This is a genomic window from Arthrobacter sp. TJ-266, assembly GCF_058269115.1.
In genome coordinates this window covers 207,251-229,163 of sequence record NZ_JBZCNC010000002.1, presented here as the reverse complement: position 1 = coordinate 229,163, position 21,913 = coordinate 207,251, and the positions used below count along the sequence as shown (strand labels likewise).

The following is a 21,913-nucleotide window of genomic DNA, read 5'->3' as shown; positions in this document are numbered from 1 at the left end:
CCGCGTCGTCACGGAGCACCGAACCCTGCTTCCTCGAGCACGGCACGGCCGTCCAGCCCCGCCACGAACTCGACGAATGCCTGCGCGGTCCGTGCCTCGTCGCTGTCCGCGAGCGCAGCGATCGGGTACACGTTGACGGCGTCCGCCGCCTCGGGGATCCCGATCCCGAGGACGGCATCCCCCGCGGCCCGCACGTCGGTCACGTAGACCAGCCCGGCGTCGGCCTCCCCCGAGACGACCTTGCCGAGGACGTCCGTCACCGATGATTCCTCGCTGACCGGGGTGAGCTTGACGCCTGCTGCCTCCGTCACGAGGGCTGCGGCCGCCCCGCACGGAACCTGCTCGGCGCAGACGACCATCTTCACGTCCGGCTCCGCGGCATCCGCGAGGGTCGTGATATCCGCGGGGTTGTCGGCGGGCACCACGAGCTGCAGGGTGTTCGTGGCGAAGGTGCGTGCGTAGCCCGCGAGCAGGCCGGCCTCGTGCACCTTGCCCATGTTCCGCTCATCGGCGGAGGCGAGGACGTCGGCGGGCGCGCCCTCGAGGATCTGCGTGACGAGGTCCGAGGAACCCCCGACGTTCAGCGTGACCGCGCTGCCGGGATGAGCGTCCTCGAAGCGCGCTGCGATCTCGGTGAAGGCGTCGCTCAGCGAGGCGGCGGCGAACACCGTGATGCTGCCGTCGACCGCACCCGTCGCGTCCGTTGAGCCATCAGCGCCCGGTCCCTGGTCCGCGGGTCCTCCGCAGCCGGCGAGGACCAGCCCGGCCGCCGCGAGGGCTGCGAGGACCGTGACGTGCCTGGGCCGCGGACGATGAGGCATTACGGGCGCAAGCATCAGGCTGAAACGGGCAGGGCCGGAACGGGCCGTGCGCGCAGGGGCCTCCGCGGCAGGGCCGGAACTGGCAGGGCCGGAACTGGACGTGCGCGCAGAGGCCTCCGGCTCCGGGCCTCCGCTCGAACCCTGTGCGCCGGTCACGCCCTGCCCCCGGGGGTCTCGACGATGACGGTCGTCGCCTTGACGACGGCGATCGCCACGGAGCCCTCTTCCAGACCGAGATCACGGACCGCCTCGCTGCTCATGAGCGAGACCACCCGGTGGGGACCGCACTGGAGTTCCACCTGCGCCATCACGGTGTCCATCGTGATGGCCGTGACGATCCCCACGAATCGGTTGCGGGCCGAGCGCCCCACGTCCGAGGGGTCACCGGGCAGCACGGCGGTGCGCTGCGCGAGCCGCGCGAGGTCCAGGGCTTCGACGACGGTCCTGCCCGAGGCGTCCTTCGAACTCCCGAGGGCGCCGCCGTCGATCCAGCGGCGCACGGTGTCGTCGCTGACGGCGAGATAGCGGGCCGCGTCCGCGATCCGTAATTGCGTCATGGAACGGATGCTACTCCCTCAGACGCGGAAGCGAGGTGCGTCAGCCCTTCTCGAGGAACGCTTCCTTCTCGGGATTCAGGTAGAGCTCGATGGCGAGGATCAGCCCCGGGTACTCCCGCAGGTCCGGGTCCTCCGCGACGATCTCCTGCGCGTCCGTCCGGGCCTTCTCGATGACCTTGCCGTGCTGCGTGATCTTGAGGAACCGCAGCGCGGACCGCCCGCCCGACTGCGACGCCCCGAGGATGTTGCCCTCCCGCCGCAGCTCGAGGTCCTTCTGCGAGAGCTCGAAGCCATCGGTCGTGGCCGCCACGGCGGCGAGGCGCTCCCTGCTGGGGTGCTCGGGCTCGAGGGACGTCACCAGCAGGCAGGTCCCCGCGTGCCCTCCGCGTCCGATCCGGCCGCGGAGCTGGTGAAGCTGCGAGATGCCGAAGCGGTCCGCGTCCATGATCACCATGAGCGTGGCATTGGGGACGTCGACGCCCACCTCGATCACCGTCGTCGCCACCAGGAGGTCCACGGCGCCGTCCGCGAAGCGGGCCATGACGTCGGCCTTGTCCTGGGGATCCATGCGTCCGTGCAGGATGCCCGTCACCACGCCGTCGAGCTGCGGGACGTCCGCGAGCGACGCCGCGAGGCCCACCACGCTCGTGAGGGGCTGGGCCGCCTTGGCCTCCGTCGGCTGGTCACCGTAGAGCACCTCGGGGGCGTCGTCGTCGCCCTTCGCGTCGTCACCGATCTTGGGGCACACCACGTAGACCTGCCGGCCGGCGTCGATCTCCTCGCGCGCCCGCGACCACACCCTTTGCATCCATGCGGGGTGCTCGGTGAGCCCCACCTCGTGGGTCGCGATGGGCGACCTGCCCGCCGGCAGTTCGGACAGGGTGGAGGTCTCGAGGTCACCGAAGACGGTCATGGCGACGGTCCGCGGGATCGGCGTCGCCGTCATGACGAGGACGTGGGGCGAGGTGCGCGCCTTGGTGCGGAGCGCGTCGCGCTGCTCCACACCGAACCGGTGCTGCTCGTCCACCACGATCAGGCCGAGGTCGAAGAAGGTGACGTTGTCCGAGAGAAGGGCGTGCGTACCGATCACGATGCCTGCGTCGCCGGACGCGGCGTCGAGGAGGGACCTCTTGCGCTGCGCCGTCGACATGGAGCCGGTGAGCAGCACCACGCGCGTGCCGTCCGTCGCTCCACCGAGCATCCCGCCTTCGGCGAGGGGACCGAGCGTGCGCGTGATGGACTGCAGGTGCTGGGCCGCGAGGACCTCGGTGGGCGCGAGGAGCGCGGCCTGCCCGCCGGCGTCGATGACCTGGAGCATGGCGCGTAGGGCCACGAGGGTCTTGCCCGACCCCACCTCGCCCTGGAGCAGGCGGTTCATCGGGTGGTCCCGCGCGAGATCCTCCGCGAGCGTCGCGCCGACGTCGAGCTGCCCCTGGGTCAGCGTGAAGGGCAGGCGGGCGTCGAACTGCGCGAGGAGGCCGTCGGTGCGCGGCGGGCGGGCCGTGGCCTCCTCACGTGCCGCGAGCGCACGACGCCGGGCGAGCGCCGCCTGCAGCACGAACGCCTCCTGGTAGCGGAGCCGGTGCTGGGCGCGGTAGGCGTCCTCGACCTGCTGCGGGCGGTGCACCAGCTCGTACGCCGACGTGATGCTCATGAGCTTGTCGCGGCGGGCGATCGACGCCGGCACGGGATCGTCCAGCTCGGTCAGCTGCAGCGTGTCCAGCACGGTGGCGACCGCCTTGGCGATCTTCTCGCTGTCCAGCTTCTCCACCGCCGGGTACACCGGGATGGGGCGGTTGATGTCCTCGGGGGCGTCGCCCTCGTCGAGGAGGGAGTACCGGGGGTTGGTCAGCGAGAGCTTGCCGCGGTAGACGGTGACCTTGCCGGAGAACATGGCGCGCACGCCCGGGCGGAGCTCGCGCTCCGCGGCGTAGCCGTTGAAGTAGGTGAGGTTCATCCCGCCGAGGCCGCCCTCGGCGTCGTCGGTGATGGTGACCTCGAGCAGCATGCCCTTGCGTGTGCGCATCCTCCGCGAGGCAGCGGACTGCACCCGGGCGATCAGCGTCACCTCCTCGTCCACGGGGACGTCGGCGATGGGTGTCAGCTCGCCTCGTTTGAGGTAGGTGCGCGGGAAGTGGTTGAGCAGCTCGCCCACGGTGGTGATGCCGAAGTGCTTCTCGAGCGGTTTCGCCACCGCGCCGAGGCGCCTCTCGAGCGGGGCGTCGAGCTCCGGGACGCGCGCTGCCGGGAGGGCGTCAGGTGTCACGGGCCTCGGCTCCGACGTCCGTGGCGTGGGGTGCGGCGAGCTGCGTGACGCTGATGTTCACCGGTTCGCCCGCCTGGTGGATGAGCGCGAGCGCGGGCTCGGGGTCCGGTACGTGCACGTGGACCCTCCAGCGGTACCCCTCGGGTGCCTCGGTGACCGCACTCATGATCACGGAGTCACCGAGCTCGTCGAGGTGCAGGCGGAGGGTTGCGGCGTCCAGGGGGCTGAGGTTGATGGTGCACATGACCTCCACGCCCTCGGCGTCGCCGCCCGCGTGGATGTGGGGCGCCTGGACGGCGTAGCCGTGCAGCCCGTCCAGCAGTTCGTCCTGCAGTTCCTCCCCGAGCGCCGCGGCCCTCAGGGCATCGAGGATGAGGAGGAAGCCGACGCCGCCGGCGTCGACGACCTTCGCGGCGGTGAGGGCGCCCAGCTGGCTCTCGGTGTCCACGACCGCCCGCAGGGCGTCCTGGACGGCGGATTCGAGGGTCAGCGCGAGCGCATGGTTGCTGTCGTCCGAGGCGTGCGCCGCGGAGGTCGTGCCCGCTGCCCGGGCGCTCGCCTCGAGCACGGAGAGCATGGTGCCGGGTACGGGGTCGCTGAGGGCGGACCAGCTGCGGATCTGCGCGCGGTGCAGGGATGCCGTGAGGAGCGTGCACGTCAGGCGGGTGACGCCGTGCAGCGGTTCCGCGAAGGCCGCGAGGAACACGGCGAACAGCGTCCCGGAGTTGCCGCGGGCGTCCTCCATGGCTGCGCGCCCCGCGATGGTGAGGAGGTCCCCCAGATCCGTGGTCGGATCGCCGTGCACGGCCCGGGCCGCGGCCCGTACGGTCTGGTAGAGGTTGGTACCGGTGTCGCCGTCCGCGACCGGGAAGATGTTGATGGCGTTCAGGCGGTCGCTGTGGTTACCGAGGGATTCTTCGGCCTTGCTCAACCAGCGCTTCATCGCCGCGGCGTTCGCGGTGACCTTAGTGTGCAAAGTGATCCCATCCCCTGAGAGCTGTCGCCCGTGACGCCAGTGTCACCTGCGGCGTGCCCGGCACGATCGAGCCTACCGCAGTGAAACCCGGTGGCAGGGGGGTGTTTCCCGGGAACGTCGCCAGCAGTCCGTGGTCCTCCCCACCCCCGAGCACCCAGTCCATCGCGTCCGTTCCCAGCTGCTCCGCGGCGGGCGCGAGGGCGCTCGTGAAGGGCTGTAGTGCGTCTGCGTCGAGGTCCAGCCGCACGGTGCTCGCCGCGGCGATCCGCCCGGCGTCGCGCACGAGCCCGTCGGAGATGTCCAGCATGGCCGTGGCTCCCGCGCGGGCGGCGGCGGGTCCCGCATCCAGCGGGGGCGACGGGCGGAGTTGCGCGGCGACCAGCGCCTCGCCGAGGGCGCCGAACCGGGCGGGAGCTCCACCGTCCTCGAGGATGGCGAGCCCAGCGGCGGCCCGGCCGAGCGTTCCCGCGACCGCGACGACGTCGCCGACCCTCGCTCCGGATCGCACGACGGCGGGCCCGTCGAGCACTCCTGTCACGGCCGCCGTGACGACGAGCTGCGCCCCTCCCCCGAGGTCACCGCCCACCACGGAGCACTCGTGCGCCCCGAGCCCGAGGAGGGCCGCGGCGAGACCCCGGGCGCAGTCCTCCACCCAGGGGACGGGCGTGTGCCGCGGGAGGGTGAGGCTCACGACGAGCGCCGTGGCTCTCCCGCCCATGGCGTTGATGTCGCTGAGGTTCTGCGCCGCGGACTTCCACCCGACGTCGTACCCCGTGGTCACGAAGCCGTTGGCGCGCAGGAGCCGGAAGTCGTGGTCCTCCGTCAGAGTGTCCATGGAGATGACCACCGGACCCGGCGTCGGCACGAGCACGGCGGCGTCGTCGCCCGGTCCCACCACGGCACTGTGCGGAGCGCCGAGGAGCGGCAGGATCCGCGCGAGCAGTTCACCCTCGCTGAGCTCCGCGACGGTCGGTGCGTGGGCTGGGCCGTCGGAGCCGCCGGAGCCGCGGGAGTTGCGCGGGATCGGGGACATGCGTCCTACCGTACGGCCCGGTACCGACCGGACCGTCCACCGGCCGGACGGCGACCGGTCACGACGACGGCGTCAGCGCGGCGACGTAGGCCGCGAGCCGCTCGGCGGCCGGAGCGGGCGAGAAGCCCGTGGCACGGATCCTGGACAGGTCGAGCGCGCTCTGCAGCGGGCGCGGCGCAGCCTCCTTGCCCGCGAAGTACTCGGCCGTGCTGACGCCGGTGACGTCCCGGCGCTCCCGACCGCTGAGCGCGAAGACCTCCGCGGCGATGTCCGCCCAGCTCTCGGGCTCGCCCTCGTTGGTGACGTTGTACGTCCCGAACGGGGCCCCCATCTGCAACAGGTGGAGCGCGGCGGCGGCGATGTCCTCGGTGAAGCTCAAGCGACCGATCTGGTCGTCCACGACGCTCGGCGAGATGCCGCGGCCCGCGAGGTTCGCCATGGTGCGGACGAAGTTCGCGCCCTCGCCGATGACCCAGCTGGTGCGGAGGACGTAGTGGCGCGGAACCGTGGCGACGATCGCGTCTCCCGCCGCCTTCGTCTGGCCGTACACCCCGAGCGGGCTGAACGGCTCGTCCTCGTGGTGCAGCGCCTTCGAGCCGTCGAAGACGTAGTCGCTGGAGACATGCACGAGGGTCAGGCGGTGCGCCGTCGCCACGCGGGCGAGGGCAGCGACTCCCGTGACGTTGACGGCCCAGGCGGCAGCGCGGCCCTCGGGGGTCTCGGCGGCGTCCACCGCGGTGTAGGCGGCGGCGTTGATGATGGTGCCGTATCCGGACCATGCCCGGGCCGTGTCGAGGGTGCCGGAGAGCAGGTCGAGGTCCGCGCGGGAGGCGAACTCGACCGAGGGGTGACCCGCGAGGGCCGTCCGCAGGGCCTTCCCGAGCTGGCCGTCCGCACCCACCACCAGGGTGGTCCGGGGTGCGAGGGGGGTGACGTCGGCGAGGCGGGGGTGCTGCCGGTCCTTCTCGGAGAGTTCCGCGTCGGCGAGCGGGATGGGCCACGGGATGTCCGCCGTCTCGTCGGCGAGGTTCAGGAAGACGTACTGCCCCTGTGCGTCGGCCGACCAGTGGTCGTTGACGAGGTAGGTGTAGGCCGTGCCGTCCTCGAGCGTCTGGAAGGCGTTGCCCACGCCGCGCGGGATGAAGATGGCGGTGGAGGGATCGAGCTCGGCCGTGAAGACGGCACCGAAGGAGGGCCCTTCGCGGAGGTCCACCCATGCTCCGAAGACGCGCCCCGTGGCCACCGAGATGAACTTGTCCCAGGGCTCGGCGTGGATGCCGCGCGTGGTGCCGGCGGTCTCGTTGAACGAGATGTTGTTCTGCACGGGTCCGAAGTCCTCGAGTCCGGCAGCCGTCATCTTGGCCCGCTGCCAGTTCTCCTTGAACCAGCCGCGGTTGTCGCCGTGCACCGGGAGGTCGAAGAGGACGACGCCGGGGATCGGCGTCTCGCGGGAACCGAGGGGCTTGGAGAAGGTGGGGCCCACGCTCTACTGCCCCAGCTCGGTGTACTTGGTCTCGGTCACGGCCTTCTGCGGCCGCCACCACGCCTCGTTGACGCGGTACCAGGCGATGGTGTCGCGGAGGCCCTGCTCGAAGTGGTCGAACTCGGGCTCCCAGCCGAGCTCGGTGCGCAGCTTGGTGGAGTCGATCGCGTAGCGGAGATCGTGCCCGGCACGGTCCACCACGTGGTCGTAGGCGTCGGCAGCCTGGCCCATCTCGGTCAGGATGAGTTCGACGACGTCCTTGTTGTTCCGCTCGCCGTCAGCGCCGATCAGGTAGGTCTGGCCGATCGCACCCTTGTTCAGGATGGTCCACACGGCCGAGGAGTGGTCGTTGGCGTGGATCCAGTCCCGCACGTTGAGGCCCTCGCCGTAGAGCTTGGGGCGGACGCCGTCGATCACGTTGGTGATCTGGCGCGGGATGAACTTCTCGACGTGCTGGTACGGGCCGTAGTTGTTGGAGCAGTTGCTGATGGTGGCCTGGAGGCCGAAGGAGCGCACCCACGCGCGCACCAGGAGGTCGGAACCGGCCTTCGTCGAGGAGTACGGGCTCGACGGGTTGTAGGGGGTCTTTTCGGTGAACCGGGCGGGGTCGTCCAGCTCGAGGTCGCCGTACACCTCGTCGGTGCTGATGTGGTGGAAGCGCACGCCGTCACGGCGGGCCGCCTCGATCAGGGTGTAGGTGCCGATGATGTTGGTGTCGAGGAACGGCCGGGGGTCGTGCAGCGAGTTGTCGTTGTGCGATTCCGCCGCGTAGTGAACGACGGCGTCGGCACGCCTCACGAGGGGGTCCACGACGGCGGCATCCGCGATGTCCCCGACCACGAGCTCGAAGCGGTCGGCGGGCAGCCCCTCCAGGGAGGCGTGGTTGCCGGCGTAGGTCATCTTGTCCAGCACGGTCACGGAGGCGTCGGTGTGCTCCATGAGGTAGTGCACGAAGTTGGACCCTATAAAGCCGGCGCCGCCGGTCACCAGAAGATTCTTCACGCCCTGCACTTTACCGGTCGAGTGCCGGCCGGGCCCTCCGCGACGCCCGGACCCCCGATTCGTCCTGCCGGGCTGCCTACTGGTGGAGGCCCCGCCGGCGGACCGCGTAGACGACGCCTGCGGCGACCAGGGCCGCGAGGACTCCTGCACCGACGAGGACCACCGGCAGGGGCGAGGACGCCCGTTCCTCCTCCGCCACCACCGGGTCACCGGACACCGTGGCTGTCCGGGTTGCACGAGGCGTGGCGCTGGTGGTGACGTCGGCGCCCGTGGGGCCGACGGAGGGTGCCATGGGCGCTGCAGGCGTCGGGGTCGCGACGTCCGGGGCGGGCGTGGATGGTGTCGCAGGAGCGCTGGTCGCGGCGGTCGCGGAGGCCGTCGCCGTCGTGCCCGGCGAGGAGGATGCTGTCGGTTCGGCCGGACCGGGCGCGGGTGCGGGCTCCTCGCCCTCGATCGGCACGACCTCCCCGGTGACCGGGTCGTAGCGCAGATTGGTGTAGATCAGGGTGTCCGCGAACACGAGGTTCCCGGTGCCCGGCTCGATGAGGTGGCCCGTTCCGGGATGCACGAGGAACCGGGTGCGCGCGTTGATCGCGAAGCCCGTGGCCGGGTCGATCCCGTCCGTGGCCAGCGGATCGACGGCCGGAGGAGCGGGCTCGCCGAAGGTGGCGCCGGGTTGGGGCTGCTCGACGACGGCCGGCTGCTCCACGACGGCGGGTACCGCCAGCAGGGCCCCGGACGCCGAGGAGCCTCCGACCAGCAATCCGGCCGCTGCCAGCGCGGCGGCGACGGGGAGGCGGCGGGACTTGAGCGTCATCGATGCGGTCGGGGTGCTGCGGTGCGGGGCTGTCATTCGTCCTCGATCGGGCTCTCGCGACGGCGTCGGACGCCGGCCGCGGGTGGTGGGCCGCGGCCTGAGACCGCCGCGGCACCTGAATCGTACCGGCGCCAGGCACCGGATCACGGCCCGGACGCCACCGCGCCGGTCGTGTCGCGCGCGGCGGGATCGGCGCTGGATCGGCTGCGGACCGGCGGCGAAGTTCCGGCCCCGGCCAGGCGGGGCGGTCCGGGGCCGGTCCGGGACAGAGCTGGGGCAGGATTGGGGCAGGTCCAGGGCGCCTCCACCCTGTCGCGGCCGCACCACCTACTAGGCTGAGCCCATGCGTGCCCCCTCCCGCGCGGCGCTGGCACTGATGTCCGCCGCCCTCCTGACCGCACTGACCGGCTGCGCCTCCGTGGTTGACGTCGACGCCGCGGAGGACGCCGACGACGCCCGATGCGCCGACGTGATGATCGCCCTGCCGCCGCTGGTCGCCGAGAACGACCAGCGGGAGACGAACAGCCAGGCGACCTCCGCCTGGGGCGACCCCTCGAAAGTGGTGCTGCGCTGCGGCGTCACCGCCCCGGGCCCCACGACGGACCCGTGCGTCACGGTGAACGACGTCGACTGGGTGGTCCGCGAGGGTGACCCCGCCTGGACTGCGACCACCTACGGGCGTGAGCCCGCCGTGGAGGTCCTGTTCGATCCGGACGAGGTGGCCTCCAGCACCGTGCTGGTGGAACTCGGCGACGCCGTCTCGCGGGTGGAGCAGACCCGCGCCTGCGTGGGACTCGCCGAGGCCACCCCGGTCCCCGAGGGCGGCTGACCACGCGTGCTGCCCGCCGCAACCCCGCACGACCACTGGCGTGTGCGCCCCCTTCCCCGCAGGCTGGACGACAGACATCCGTCAGGACCACCCCACCACCGCCGGGAGGCACCGTGAAAGCCGAGCAGATCTCCGACGTCGTCACCTTCCACGGCGAAGGGCCCTACTGGGACCCGCGGCGCAGCGAGCTGATGCTCGTGGACATGATGGAGGGCGATGTGCTGGTGCGGCACGACGACGGCTCGATCGACCGCCACGACGTCCACCCGAGCCTCGCCGGCGTGATCCGGGGGCGATCCTCGGGCGGGTACGTGATCGGCGTGGAGCGCGGCTTCCTCTTCGCCGACGACGACTTCTCGGTGCTCGATGCAGGGCCCGAGGCCTTCACCGACACCTCGGTGCGGATGAACGACGGCGGCTGCGACCCCCGCGGGCGCTTCCTCTGCGGCTCCATGGGCTGGGAGGGCGGCTTCGGGGCCGGCACCCTCTATTCGTTGGGACCCGACCACGCGGTGTCGACCGTGCTCACCGGCATCACCATCTCGAACGGCCTGCACTTCTCCCCCGACGGCGGCACCGCGTACTTCAGCGACACCCCGACGGGCCGCATCGACGCCCTCGGCTACGACATCGAGGCGGGCCGCTTCACCGACCGTCGCACCTTCGCCGTCGTCGAACCCGCGCTCGGCATGCCCGACGGCATGGCGATCGACGCGGAGGGCGGCATCTGGACCGCGCTCTACGGCGGTGGGGCGGTGGCACGGTTCGACGCCCACGGCAGGCTGTCGGAGCACATCCCGCTGCCCGTCACCAACATCACGGCCTGCGCCTTCGGCGGGCCGGACCTCTCGACGCTGTTCATCACGACCACGCGGGAGAACATCCCCGAGGGGTCGGAGCCACACGCCGGGGCCCTGTTCGCGGTCACGCCGGGTGTCGTCGGTGCGGCGCTGCCGATGTTCGAGGGCTGACGTCCGCGCGTCGATGGACCGCGGCCTGATGTTCGAAGGCTGACCTCTGGGAGCTGATGTCCGGGGGTCGATGTCCCCAGCTGACGCCGAGGGCCTGAGCGGCCCGGGTCTCCGTCGGGAACCCGCACGGGAAGGGGTGCACCCTCCTGCGAACGACCACTGTCATGCGCCCGCAGGAGGGATGCCCACCAGCATTCGGACCAACGCTCGAGGTGGATGGGTGCCGATCGGGCCACCGACACCCTGTCGGTGGGACGGGACCCGTCAGAGGATCGGCTGCCCTCCCGTGACGGCGATCCGCGCGCCCGAGACGTAGCTGGCCTCGTCCGATGCCAGGAGCACGTACACCGGTGCGAGTTCGGCGGGCCGGCCCGCGCGCTGCATCGGCACCTGCTGGCCGAAGCTCTCCACCTGCTCCGTGGGCATGGTCGCCGGGATGAGCGGAGTCCAGATGGGCCCGGGGGCCACGGAGTCGACGCGGGTCCCGCGCCCGGCGAGGAGCTGGGCCATGGGCGCGGCCATGTTGGCGATGCCCGCCTTCGTGGCCGAATAGGGCATCAGGGTGGGCACGGGGTTGTCCGAGTTCACCGAACTGGAGCCAATGATCGAACCGCCCGGGCCCATGTGCGGGAGCACCGCCTTTGTGAGGTGGAAGAACGCGCTGAGGTTGGTCGCGAGCGTGTGGTCCCACTCCTCGTCGAGGATCTCCTCGATGGTCTCGTGCGTCATCTGGAACGCGGCGTTGCTGACCAGGATGTCCACCCTGCCGAGTTCTGCGACCGCCGCGTCGGTCAGCGCGCGGCAGGTGGCCGGGTCCGCGAGCTCCCCGGGAAACAGGACGGCCTTGCGGCCCGCCTCCTCCACCCAGCGCGCGGTCTCGCGGGCGTCGTCGTCCTCGTCCAGGTAGCTGATCACCACGTCCGCGCCCTCCCGTGCGTAGGCGATCGCGACCGCGCGGCCGATCCCGCTGTCGCCACCGGTGATCACGGCCTTCTTGCCCTCCAGTCGCCCGGAGCCCCGGTAGGAGGTCTCGCCGCGGGCGGTCGCCAGGTGCGCGCCGACGATCTCGTCATCCGCCGCATCTCCTGTTCGTTCCGCCACTTCGCCCGCCAGCGCGTCCGTCAGGCCTACGACAGCTTCGCCCAGCCAGGGCGCCGCGCCATCGAACTCGGACTCCTGCCCGCCCTGCTCCTCGTGGGGCGGACTGCTCGGCCACCGCGCACCGCGGCGCTCGCGGCCCTCGCCGTCGTTCTCGTCGCGGAGAGCGGACGACGACGGCGAGACGGTACCGCCGTGTTCCCTCCGGGCACCTGTCTCTGGGCTCCGCTGTGGGTGCTCGAGCGGGCGGTGGCGAGCGGGCTGGCCGTGGTCAGCCGGGCGCGCGGCGGTGTGCGCTACGCGGGCGGCCGGATGCGGCTCGCCGCGCACTCCGTCAGGCAGCTGCGCGCGCGGATCGCAGCGGGCGGCGCGCCGTCGTCGCTGCCGTCGCCGTCACCGTCCCCGTCGTCGCCGTCGTCGGGCGGCCGGTGAATCCTGCAGGCGGCGACCGGACCACCAGATCAGGCGGCGCCTTGCCCTCCGGCGAGCGAGTCGAGCTTCGCCTTGAGTCCGTTGAGGGCCGGGTCGCGCAGCGAGTCGAACGCGGGTTTCAGGAACGGCTGCGCCACCTTCAGGATGCCCTTGATGCTGAACCGGGCGGTGTACGTCACGTCGCTGCCGCCCGGGATGGACGACGACGGGGCGACGTCGATCGAGTCGAACGCGACGACGGTCTTGTTCTCCCCCCGCAGCGTGATGTGCGCAGGCAACAGATCGATGATGCGGTACTCGAGTGAGGACCGCTTGCCGCGGAAATCGGCCTCCGCGTGGTAGCGGTGCCCCAGGGCCGCAGGACCGGCCGTGAGCTTCTCGACCACCGGTGTGCCCGGATCCCAGGAACTCGTGTTCTCGAACTCGGACAGGAAGGCGAAAGCCTGGTCCGGGGGCAGGATGCTGCTGACGGTGCCTTCGACAGTGATCATGGGGCCACCCTACAAGGGTGTCGGTGACGCTCAGTATGCTGATGGTTCCGCACGTCCACGCAGCACCATCACGCGAAGGAACACACATGGCAGACACACTGGGTAGCCCGAACTCCGAGCCCGACGGCGGCTTCGAACGCGATCCGTCCGACTGGGTGACCGGCGACGAGCCCATGACCGCAGCCCAGCGCAGCTACCTCGACACCCTCGCCCGGGAAGCCGGCGAGGAGATCCCCGCGGACATCAACAAGGCGGAGGCGTCCGAGCACATCGACCGCCTGCAGGGCAAGAGCAAGCGCCTCACGGACGACTGACCGCTGCGGCGTCGCAGCCGTCCGCCCGGGCGTCCTCGCAGGATCGCGTCAACGGACGGCTGCGAAGTTGAACTCGGTGCAGATGTCCTGGCCGAAGACGAAACGGCGCACCGGTGCCGTGCGCGCCTCGGCCAGGACGTCCGATCCACTGAACCTGATACCCGGCACGCCGTCGCCCACGAGGACCGGCGAGGTGGTCAGGTAGAGCCGGTCGAGGACGCCGGCCTCGAGGAAGCGCGAGACGGTGTTCCCGCCGCCCTCGACGAGCACGCGGTCCAGGCCCCTCGCCTGCAGCACCGCCAGCACGCGTTCGGGCGCGAAGTCCTCCTGCGGCAGCCTCACCACGTCGACCGTCGCCGGAGGCGTCCCGGGCACCACGGCGTCACGGCCCACGATCCACAGCGTCGGCACGCCGTCGTCCGCGAGCACGCGGGCTCCGAGCGGCACCTTCGCCGCGGCGTCGAGGACCACCCGGACGGGGTGGGCACCCGGAACGTCGACCACAGCGAGCGAGCAGTCCTCCCCCAGGACCGTCGAAGCGCCCACCACCACGGCGTCGACCAGGGCACGCAACCGCTGGAGGTGCTCCCGGTCTCCGCCGTCCTCGTGGAACGCCGGATCACCCGATCGTGAGGCGATGAACCCGTCGAGGCTCTGCCGCAGTCGTGCGACCACCATCGGCCCGGCGGCCCCCGCGAGGAAACCGTAGCGGTGCGTCAATTCCTCGCCCTCCCCCTGCGCGGGCGCCGGGGGGATCACGCCGTCGAGCAGGTCACCCCACACGCCCGCCGAGGGCGCCGGGTCGTGGCGCATGCGCGCCCGCTTCGTCGCGAGGTAGCCCGCGTTCTCCGCGTGCTCGGGCACGGCGAGCCCCTGCCGCTCGACGACGTCGATACCGAGCCGCTCGAGGGCCTCCTGCTTGGCCGGGTTGCCCGAGAGCAGCCTGATGGCGCCGATCCCGAGATCCTGCAGGATCTCCGCCGCCGAGTCGTACCGGCGGGCGTCGACGGGCAGGCCGAGAGCCGTGTTCGCATCGACGGTGTCGATCCCGCGGTCCTGGAGCGCGTAGGCCTTCAGCTTCGCCAGCAGCCCGATGCCGCGTCCCTCGTGGCCGCGCACGTACACCACCACCCCGCGCCCCTCGGTCGCGATGGCCGCGAGCGCCGCGTCGAGCTGTTCGCCGCAGTCGCATCGCCGCGACCCGAGGGCGTCCCCCGTCAGGCACTCGCTGTGAACGCGGACGAGCGGTGCCTGTTCCGACCGGATACCTGCGCCGGTACCTGTGCTGCTGTCGGCGATCCCGTCGATGACAGCGGCCGGGGTGCGGTCGGCGATCCCCTCGGAGACACCGTCGGCGATGCCCAGGGCGAGCGCCACGTGCTCGGTGCCGGCTCCGTCCCGGTAGCCGAGCAGACGGAACACGCCGTGCCTCGTCGGAAGGACCGTCTCGACGACACGCTCGACGCTCGCGGACACTCCTGCGGGCTCGCGTCGGGCGTCGGTCGCCCCGTCGACCCTCTCGGCCCGCGCAGGGCGGGGCAGCGGGCGGGGGTCGTCCGGGGATCGGACGGGCTGGGCGGACATGGCACAACTCTAGGAGGGCGGGTGCGCTCAGCGGTAAACGGCCGACACACACGCTGCGGACACCGTGCCCGGCGTCCGGACGAGCTCAGCGGGTGGCGACGGCACTCGCAGCGTGGTTCGCGGCAGGGCTCGACCGGCGAGGACACAGAAGTCTCACGGCAGGGTTGGACCGGCCAGCGCGCAGGAGCGTCGTGGTGTCAGTCCGCCGCGGCCAGGCGCACGGCCTCCGCCGCCTGCCCCAGCACGGCCCGGAACGCGAGGACCGCCGGCCTGCGTGCACCTGCGCGCCGCACGGACGTGAAGATGGAGCGCCGGGGGTCGTCGTCGAGCCCGTGAAGCACGACGGGCGTGTCCCGACCGGTCCAGACGAGGTCGGGCATGAGGGCCACGGCGTTCCCGGAGGCGATCAGCCGGATCTGCGCCTGGAGGTCCGCCGTCTCGTAGCGCACGTCCGGCTCGAAGCCTGCCCGGCGGCACGCCTGTTCGGCCCAGTGCCTCGACGCCGCGCCTCGCGGCTCCATCACCCAGGCGGCGCCGGCGGCCTCGGCGATCGAGGCGGGCGCGTGGTCCGAGGACTGCGACGGCGGGACGGCGAGGCGGATGGCATCCTCGGTGAGCGCCACGTGGTCGAGCTCGGGGTGGCGGGGAGCCGCGTGACCCGGGTACTGCTCGGCGATCACGAGGTCGAAGTCGCGCGCGAACGTCTCGTAGAGTGCGGCTTCCGGCTCCCGCTGCACCATCTCGACGCGGACATCCGGGTAGTCGCGCGTCATCGCGGTCAGGGCATCCGGCATGAGCGCCAGTGCGGCGGACTGGAAGACGGCGACGCGCACCGTCCCCGAGACGGTGGTGAGCGAGGAGGCGAGATCGGCCTCGGCCCGCTCGAGCGTCTCGAGGAGTTCCGCGGTGTGCGCCACGAGGACCTCCGCCTGGGGCGTCAGCACCACGCGCCGGCCGTTCTTCCGCAGCAGTTCGACGCCCGCCTCCTGCTCGAGGAGGGCGAGCTGCTGGGACACCGAGGACGGGCTGTAGTTCAGCGCGGCGGCCACGGCGCCGAGCGTTCCCCTGAGCTTCAGCTCGCGCAGGAGCCGGAGTCTGCGCAGATCGAGCACCGTCCCCCGCCTTCCTCGAGCCGTAGAAGCCCGCCCTGTCCCGAGGAGTATCCACTGATCCTTCGGTGAACTCGACGAATACTCTTCGGTATTCATCGCTTTTCCTCATCATAGGGGCGGGCGGATACTGACGGGACCGAAGCATGACCCGTGCGCACGGCCACCGCCGTCCGATCGAAAGCCGAGCCGTGACCACACAGATCCCGCCGCGTGACCACACCGCCGCCCCGGACCGCCCGATCACCCCGTTGGCCGACCCGGCAGTGACGTCCTCCAGCTTCGGTGCCTCCCCCGGCGGCACCACGGACATCCCGGCAGCGCTGCCGACCGAGGCGGTCGCCCTGGTGCGGCGGTGGCTGACCGAGGCCTCCTCCGTACCGGTGGACTCCTCGGCGCGGCAGCTCGCCGGCGTCCTCAAGGACCCGGACGGCCTCGCCTTCACCGTCGGCTTCGTGGACGGCGTCATCCGCCCCGAGGACCTCTCCGTCGCGGCTCGCAACCTCCGGGCTCTCGCGCCCCGCGTACCCGCGTTCCTCCCCTGGTACATGCGCTCGGCCGTCACGGTGGGTGCCGCCGTCGCGCCGGTCCTGCCCCGCGTGGTCATCCCCATCGCCCGCCGCGTCCTGCGGGAGATGGTGGGACACCTCATCATCGACGCGACCGATGCCCGGCTGGGTCGGTCGATCGCGAAGATCAGGCGCGACGGCGTCCGGCTCAACGTCAACCTGCTGGGCGAGGCGGTGCTCGGCGAGCGCGAGGCCCAGCGTCGCCTCGACGGCACCGTCCGCCTCCTCGAGCGCGACGACGTCGACTACGTGTCCATCAAGGTCTCCTCGACGGTCGCCCCGCACCCCGTCTGGGCGTTCGAGGAGGCGGTGCAGCACGTCGCCGAGAAGCTCGCGCCGCTCTACACGCTCGCCGCGCGGCCCCGGGCTCGGACGTTCATCAACCTCGACATGGAGGAGTACAAGGACCTCGACCTCACGCTCGCGGTGTTCATGGAGATCCTCGACCGACCCGAGTTCCTCGACCTCGAGGCCGGGATCGTCCTCCAGGCCTATCTCCCCGACTCGCTCGCGGCGATGATCCGGCTGCAGGAGTGGTCGGCCGCGCGGAGGGCACGCGGTGGCGCCGCCATCAAGGTGCGCGTGGTCAAGGGCGCCAACCTGCCGATGGAGCAGGTGGAAGCCTCCCTGCACGACTGGCCGCTCGCCACCTGGGGGTCGAAGCGGGAATCGGACACGCACTACAAGCGCGTGCTGAACTACGCCCTGCAGCCCGGGCGCGTGGACAACGTCAGGATCGGCGTCGCCGGCCACAACCTGTTCGACCTCGCCTTCGCCTGGCTCCTCGCCGGCGAGCGCGGCGTCAGCGGGGGCATCGAGTTCGAGATGCTCCTCGGCATGGCCCAGGGCCAGGCCGAGGCCGTCAAGCGCGACGTCGGGTCCCTGCTCCTGTACACGCCGGTGGTGCACCCGGGTGAGTTCGACGTCGCCATCGCCTACCTGATCCGCCGCCTCGAGGAGGGCGCGAGCCAGGACAACTTCATGTCCGCCGTGTTCGAGCTCAGCGAGAACGAGGCACTGTTCGAGCGCGAGAAGAACCGTTTCCTCGCCTCCCTCGCCGACCTCGACGACTCGGTGCCCTCGCCCCGCCGGACGCAGGACCGCACCGTCCCGGCGCCGTCGCACGCCGGCTCCGGCTTCGTGAACACGCCGGACACCGACCCCTCGCTGCCCGCGAACCGGGCCTGGGGCCGGGCCATCCTCGATCGGGTCCCCACCTCGCGGCTCGGCGAGGACCTCGTGGCGGAGACCACGCTCACTCGGGCCGAGGACCTCGAGGACACCATCGCCGGCGCCGTCACCGCCTCGAACGCCTGGGGAGCCATGACGGGCGCCGAGCGGGCCGTCGTCCTGCACCGCGCAGGCGACGCCCTCGAGGCCCGGCGCGCCGAGCTCATGGAGGTCATGGCGGCCGAGACGGGCAAGACGCTCGACCAGGCGGACCCCGAGATCTCCGAGGCCGTCGACTTCGCCCACTACTACGCGGAGCGGGCGCGGGAGCTCGACGACGTCGACGGAGCGGCGTTCTCGCCCGTGCGGCTCACCGTGGTCACTCCCCCGTGGAACTTCCCCGTCGCCATCCCCGCCGGGTCCACGCTCGCGGCCCTCGCCGCCGGCTCCTCGGTGATCATCAAGCCCGCCTCCCAGGCCCGCCGCTCCGGCTCCGTCATGGTGGACGCCCTGTGGTCGGCCGGCGTACCACGTGAGGTCCTCCGCCTCGTGCAGGTCGAGGAGAACGATCTCGGCCGGCAGCTCATCGCCGATCCCCGCGTGGACCGCGTGATCCTGACCGGCGGGTACGAGACTGCGGAACTGTTCCGCAGCTTCCGCTCGGACCTGCCGCTGCTCGCGGAGACGTCGGGTAAGAACGCCATCATCGTGACGCCGAGCGCGGACCTGGACCTCGCTGCGAAGGACGTGGCGCAGTCGGCGTTCGGCCACGCCGGCCAGAAGTGCTCCGCCGCCTCGCTCGTGATCCTCGTGGGCAGCGCGGCCACCTCCCAGCGCTTCCGCCACCAGCTGCTCGACGCCGTCACCTCCCTCACCGTCGGCTACCCCTCGGACCCCGGCACCCAGATGGGCCCCGTGATCGAGCCCGCCGCCGGCAAGCTCCTCGACGGCCTGGCCACGCTCGGCGAGGGCGAGTCGTGGCTCGTGGAGCCCCGGCCGCTCGACGACACGGGCCGCCTGTGGAGCCCGGGGATCCGCGACGGCGTGACGCGCGGCTCCACCTACCACCTCACCGAGTACTTCGGGCCGATCCTCGGCATCATGACGGCCGCGACCCTCGACGAGGCCATCGCCCTGCAGAACGACATCGACTACGGGCTCACCTCGGGCATCCACTCGCTGGACAGCCGGGAGATCGCCGCCTGGATCGACGGCGTGCAGGCGGGCAACCTCTACGTGAACCGCAGCATCACCGGTGCGATCGTCCGGCGCCAGCCGTTCGGCGGGTGGAAGAAGTCCGCCGTCGGCGCCGGCACGAAGGCGGGCGGCCCCAACTACCTCGTGGGTCTCGGCTCATGGAGCTCCCGTCCGTCCACCGCGGACCAGCCGCCGCTGCCCGTCGTCACGCCCCTGCTCGCGCCCGCGCGGTCAGCGGGCCTGACCGGGGACGACGTCGCCCGCCTCGCACGCGCTGCGTCGTCGGACGCCGCTGCCTGGGTGGCGACCTACGGATGCGTGTCCGACGTGTCGGCGCTCTCGGCGGAGCGGAACCTGTTCCGGTATCTCGCGCACCCGGTGACCGTCCGCCTCGGGGAGGCCGGCACGCTCGCCGACCTCCTCCGCGTGCTCCTCGCGGCCCGTACTGCCGGAGCGCCGGTGGAGATCTCCACCGCCGTCGACCTGCCGGCCGGCGTGCGGTCCGCCGTCGGATCCCTCGCCGTGCGCTGGACGGTGGAGGATGACGCCGCGTGGCTCGCGGGCGCGGACCGGCTGACGGCCCGGCGGGTGCGCCTGATCGGCGGGGACGCGAGCGCGCTCGCCGCGGCCACGGGCGGGCGCCCCGACCTGGCGATCTACGCGCAGCCGGTCACGGAGTCCGGGCGGGTCGAACTGCTGCCGTTCCTGCAGGAGCAGGCCATCAGCATCACGGCCCACCGCTTCGGCACTCCCAACGGGTTGACCGAGGGCATCCTCTGATCGGTGCGGAGCATCGGACGCCCCCGAGCCCGTCCTAGACTGGCCCGGGGTCGCCCGATCCCTCGCACACCGACGCACACCGACGCGCTCCCCGCGCTGCCCCGGAAGGACCGATCCCGACCATGAGCAGCCATGACGCCCGCCCTGCGACGCCCCGGACGAGGCTCGCAGGGCTCAGGGCCTGGTTGCCGGGGCTGCTCGTCATGGCTGCGGGTGTGACGCTCGCGCTGGTCCTCGCCGGTCTCCAGTCGGTCATCGGCGCCCTGGTCATCGCGCTCGTCCTCGGGATCCTTCTCGGCAACTCGGGGCTCTACACGCCGGTGCTGAAGACCGGGATCGGCGGGGGGACGAAGCGCCTGCTCCGCTCGGGTGTGGTGCTGCTCGGGCTGCAGCTCGCCCTGCCGGACATCCTCGCGCTCGGCCCCGGGGTGATCCTGCTGATCGTCGCCTGCGTCACCCTCAGCTTCTACGGCACCCTCTGGATCGGCGGGAGGTTCGGCCTCAGCAGGAAGGCTTCCCTCCTCATGGCCGCCGGGTTCTCCATCTGCGGGGCGTCGGCCGTCGCCGGTATGCAGGGCATCGTCGACGCCGACGACGACGAGGTGGCCTCCGCCGTCGCGATGGTCACCCTCTACGGCTCCCTCATGATCGTGGCGCTGCCCCTGCTCAACGCGGTCATCGGGCTCGACCCGGCGCGCTTCGGGGTGTGGTCGGGCCTCGCGGTGCACGAAGTGGCACAGGTGGTGGCGGTGGCCAGCACCGCCGGTTCGGTGGCACTCGCCTCGGCCACGGTGGTCAAGCTGGGGCGCGTCCTCATGCTCGCGCCGGTCGCGGCCGCAGCGGGTCTCGGGGAGCGACGCCGGGCCGCTGTTTCGGCCCGGACCGCCGGCATGGCGGCACCGGTGGACGCGGCCCGCAGTGCCGGCGGCACCCCGCTCGTGCCCCTCTTCGTCGTCGGGTTCCTCGCCATGGTGGCCCTGAGGTCGCTCGGCGTGCTGCCGGAGCCCGTGCTCGATCTCGGGCGCACGCTGACCACGGTGCTGCTGGCGGCAGGCATGTTCGGTCTCGGGGCGGGCATCGACGTCCGGCGTCTCCTGCGCACGGGGGGCCGGTTCGCGGCGGTGGGCGCGGTGTCGACGGCGTTCCTGGCCGTCGTGTCCCTACTCGGGATCCTCGTCCTCACCTAGGGGTCGCACGGTCCCGGCCGGCCGGAGCGCCGCAGGACGTGCCCGGCGCCGCGACGCGAACCTGCAGGACCTACTGCAGGGAGCGACGGGGTCAGCGCAGTCCGGTGGTCCGCTCGAGCGCGAGACCGATCAGCTCGTCGATCAGTTCCGTGTAGCCCAGACCGGACTTGGCCCACATCTGCGGGTACATGCTGATGGGCGTGAAGCCGGGCATCGTGTTGATCTCGTTGATCACGAGTCTGCTGTCCGGGGTGTAGAAGAAGTCCACGCGTGAGAGCCCTTCGGCACCGATCGCGTCGAACGCCGTGGCCGCGAGGGCGCGCACCGTGTCCTGGATCCCGGCGGGGAGATCGGCGGGGCAGGAGAGTTCGGCGGCTCCACCGTCCACGTACTTCGCCTCGAAGTCGTACCAGGCGTGGTCGCCCGGCTGCATCGCGATCTCGCCCGGCAGCGAGGTGCGGGGCGCGTCGAGCCCGCGGCCCTGCAGCACCGCCACCTCGATCTCGCGGCCCACGATTCCTGCCTCGACGACGACCTTGGGGTCGAACACGCGCGCGGCCTCGATGGCCGCGGGCAGGGCGTCGGCGTCCTCGACGCGACTGATGCCCATCGACGAACCGGCGCGGGCGGGCTTCACGAACACGGGGAAGCCGAGCGTCGCCGCCCGGTGTGCCGAGCCCTCGGGGTCGCGGCGCCACTGCCGGTCGGTGATGACCTCGTACGGGCCCACCTCGAGCCCGGCCGCGGCGAACACCACCTTCATGTAGTGCTTGTCCATGCCCACGGCGGAGGCCAGCACGCCTGCGCCCACGTAGCGCATGTCGGCGAGCTCGAGCAGCCCCTGCACCGTGCCGTCCTCGCCGAACGGACCATGCAGCAGCGGCAGGACGACGTCCACCCCGCCGAGACTCTCGGGCACGGCTCCGGGCGCGGCAAGGAGCAGCTCCTGACCGGCGCTGCCGTCCACGGCCGTTCCCATGACCACCGCCTGCTCGGTCATGGTGACTTCCGGCAGGACGTCGGAGCGTAGCGACCACGCCGACGGGTCGGCGGAGACCAGCGACCACTGGCCGCTCTTCGTGATGCCCACGGGCACCACGTCGTACCGCGTGCGATCGATCGCCTCGAGGACGCCGGCAGCCGTCACGCAGCTCACGGAGTGCTCGCTGGAGCGTCCGCCGAACAGGACGAGGACGCGCGGCTTGCGTGCTGTGGTGTGAGGGGAGG

At 71.9% G+C, this 21,913-nt stretch carries 19 protein-coding genes; 6 read left to right on the top strand and 13 right to left on the bottom strand.

Annotated elements, in window-relative coordinates:
- Nucleotides 1–8: 8 nt before the first annotated feature.
- The 8 genes from modA to AC4D12_RS05800 all read right to left on the bottom strand — a co-directional run bounded on the left by modA (nt 9) and on the right by AC4D12_RS05800 (nt 8,991).
- The gene (gene modA / locus AC4D12_RS05835) at nt 9–836 is read right to left on the bottom strand and encodes a molybdate ABC transporter substrate-binding protein (RefSeq protein ID WP_490948976.1); all 828 of its coding nucleotides are present in this window, start codon (nt 834–836) and stop codon (nt 9–11) included.
- A gap of 137 nt (nt 837–973) precedes the next feature.
- A complete protein-coding gene (locus AC4D12_RS05830) occupies nt 974–1,378 on the bottom strand; it encodes a TOBE domain-containing protein (protein ID WP_490948975.1) in 405 nt (134 codons plus the stop codon).
- Nucleotides 1,379–1,418: 40 nt separating this feature from the next.
- Nucleotides 1,419–3,644, bottom strand: a complete 2,226-nt coding sequence (locus AC4D12_RS05825) for an ATP-dependent DNA helicase RecG (protein WP_490948974.1) — start codon at nt 3,642–3,644, stop codon at nt 1,419–1,421.
- Nucleotides 3,634–4,587, bottom strand: a complete 954-nt coding sequence (locus tag AC4D12_RS05820) for a DAK2 domain-containing protein (RefSeq protein WP_490949492.1) — start codon at nt 4,585–4,587, stop codon at nt 3,634–3,636. The genes AC4D12_RS05825 and AC4D12_RS05820 overlap by 11 nt, the downstream gene beginning before the upstream one ends.
- Before the next feature lie 22 nt (nt 4,588–4,609).
- On the bottom strand, nt 4,610–5,653 hold the full coding sequence (gene thiL, locus AC4D12_RS05815) for a thiamine-phosphate kinase (RefSeq protein ID WP_490948973.1): 1,044 nt from the start codon (nt 5,651–5,653) through the stop codon (nt 4,610–4,612).
- A 58-nt stretch (nt 5,654–5,711) separates the two neighbouring features.
- Complete coding sequence (locus AC4D12_RS05810; protein ID WP_490948972.1) at nt 5,712–7,136, bottom strand: sugar nucleotide-binding protein; 1,425 nt, start codon at nt 7,134–7,136, stop codon at nt 5,712–5,714.
- 3 nt (nt 7,137–7,139) lie between these two features.
- Nucleotides 7,140–8,138 carry a dTDP-glucose 4,6-dehydratase gene (gene rfbB / locus AC4D12_RS05805; protein ID WP_490948971.1) on the bottom strand — a complete coding sequence of 333 codons (999 nt, stop codon included), beginning with the start codon at nt 8,136–8,138 and terminating at the stop codon, nt 7,140–7,142.
- 76 nt (nt 8,139–8,214) lie between these two features.
- Nucleotides 8,215–8,991, bottom strand: a complete 777-nt coding sequence (locus AC4D12_RS05800; protein ID WP_490948970.1) for a hypothetical protein — start codon at nt 8,989–8,991, stop codon at nt 8,215–8,217.
- Nucleotides 8,992–9,298: 307 nt separating this feature from the next.
- On the opposite strand from AC4D12_RS05800, the gene AC4D12_RS05795 reads away from it, so the two are divergent.
- Both AC4D12_RS05795 and AC4D12_RS05790 read left to right on the top strand, forming a co-directional pair.
- The gene (locus AC4D12_RS05795; RefSeq protein ID WP_490948969.1) at nt 9,299–9,784 is read left to right on the top strand and encodes a DUF3515 family protein; all 486 of its coding nucleotides are present in this window, start codon (nt 9,299–9,301) and stop codon (nt 9,782–9,784) included.
- Between the two features lie 113 nt (nt 9,785–9,897).
- Complete coding sequence (locus tag AC4D12_RS05790) at nt 9,898–10,755, top strand: SMP-30/gluconolactonase/LRE family protein (RefSeq protein WP_490948968.1); 858 nt, start codon at nt 9,898–9,900, stop codon at nt 10,753–10,755.
- Between the two features lie 264 nt (nt 10,756–11,019).
- Here the strand turns inward: AC4D12_RS05790 and AC4D12_RS05785 are convergent, their stop codons facing one another.
- Complete coding sequence (locus tag AC4D12_RS05785) at nt 11,020–11,856, bottom strand: SDR family oxidoreductase (RefSeq protein ID WP_490948967.1); 837 nt, start codon at nt 11,854–11,856, stop codon at nt 11,020–11,022.
- On the opposite strand from AC4D12_RS05785, the gene AC4D12_RS05780 reads away from it, so the two are divergent.
- Nucleotides 11,806–12,285: a hypothetical protein gene (locus tag AC4D12_RS05780; RefSeq protein WP_490948966.1), complete on the top strand. Its 480-nt coding sequence runs from the start codon at nt 11,806–11,808 to the stop codon at nt 12,283–12,285. The two genes, AC4D12_RS05785 and AC4D12_RS05780, sit on opposite strands and share 51 nt — an antisense overlap.
- A 29-nt stretch (nt 12,286–12,314) precedes the next feature.
- Here AC4D12_RS05780 and AC4D12_RS05775 read toward each other — a convergent pair whose 3' ends face one another.
- Complete coding sequence (locus AC4D12_RS05775; RefSeq protein WP_490948965.1) at nt 12,315–12,776, bottom strand: SRPBCC family protein; 462 nt, start codon at nt 12,774–12,776, stop codon at nt 12,315–12,317.
- A gap of 86 nt (nt 12,777–12,862) precedes the next feature.
- Here AC4D12_RS05775 and AC4D12_RS05770 point away from each other — a divergent pair, with 86 nt between their 5' ends.
- The gene (locus AC4D12_RS05770) at nt 12,863–13,090 is read left to right on the top strand and encodes a DUF3072 domain-containing protein (protein WP_490948964.1); all 228 of its coding nucleotides are present in this window, start codon (nt 12,863–12,865) and stop codon (nt 13,088–13,090) included.
- Between the two features lie 48 nt (nt 13,091–13,138).
- On the opposite strand, the gene ribA is transcribed toward AC4D12_RS05770, so the two are convergent.
- Together ribA and AC4D12_RS05760 are read right to left on the bottom strand one after the other, a co-directional pair.
- The gene (gene ribA / locus AC4D12_RS05765; protein WP_490948963.1) at nt 13,139–14,674 is read right to left on the bottom strand and encodes a GTP cyclohydrolase II; all 1,536 of its coding nucleotides are present in this window, start codon (nt 14,672–14,674) and stop codon (nt 13,139–13,141) included.
- A gap of 197 nt (nt 14,675–14,871) precedes the next feature.
- A complete protein-coding gene (locus tag AC4D12_RS05760) occupies nt 14,872–15,786 on the bottom strand; it encodes a LysR substrate-binding domain-containing protein (RefSeq protein ID WP_490948962.1) in 915 nt (304 codons plus the stop codon).
- Between the two features lie 263 nt (nt 15,787–16,049).
- Between AC4D12_RS05760 and AC4D12_RS05755 the strand changes: the two genes are divergently transcribed.
- Together AC4D12_RS05755 and AC4D12_RS05750 are read left to right on the top strand one after the other, a co-directional pair.
- Nucleotides 16,050–19,499, top strand: coding sequence for a bifunctional proline dehydrogenase/L-glutamate gamma-semialdehyde dehydrogenase (locus AC4D12_RS05755; protein WP_490949491.1), 3,450 nt, complete (start codon nt 16,050–16,052; stop codon nt 19,497–19,499).
- Nucleotides 19,500–19,621: 122 nt separating this feature from the next.
- A complete protein-coding gene (locus AC4D12_RS05750; RefSeq protein WP_490948961.1) occupies nt 19,622–20,686 on the top strand; it encodes a YeiH family protein in 1,065 nt (354 codons plus the stop codon).
- Nucleotides 20,687–20,777: 91 nt separating this feature from the next.
- Here AC4D12_RS05750 and AC4D12_RS05745 read toward each other — a convergent pair whose 3' ends face one another.
- Nucleotides 20,778–21,872: a D-alanine--D-alanine ligase family protein gene (locus AC4D12_RS05745; RefSeq protein ID WP_490949490.1), complete on the bottom strand. Its 1,095-nt coding sequence runs from the start codon at nt 21,870–21,872 to the stop codon at nt 20,778–20,780.
- Nucleotides 21,873–21,913 lie beyond the last annotated feature (41 nt).